1 protein-coding gene is annotated in these 218 nt (G+C 66.5%); it reads left to right on the forward strand.

The window, feature by feature from the left end:
* Positions 1–51 precede the first annotated feature (51 nt).
* The coding region (locus tag U8525_RS34765; RefSeq protein ID WP_374271018.1) for a transposase at positions 52–218 on the forward strand (167 nt) is incomplete at its 3' end.

Here is a 218-nt window from a genome sequence, read left to right on the forward strand (position 1 = left end):
TTCTAGGGCGTGTCCGCAAATAAATCGAGCGCAGCCGGGTGTTAGAAGGGCATGAGCCGAGGAGAACTGACAGACGCGCAATGGGAGCGGTTGGCCGGACTGCTGCCGCCCCAGAAACCCGCGCGGGGGCGTCCGAACAAGGACCACCGCGAAGTGCTCGACGGAATCCTCTGGGTGTTGCGCACGGGGGCGCCGTGGCGGGACGTGCCTCGGGAGCA

It is taken from the genome of Corallococcus sp. RDP092CA (assembly GCF_041903675.1).
Taxonomy (GTDB): domain Bacteria; phylum Myxococcota; class Myxococcia; order Myxococcales; family Myxococcaceae; genus Corallococcus.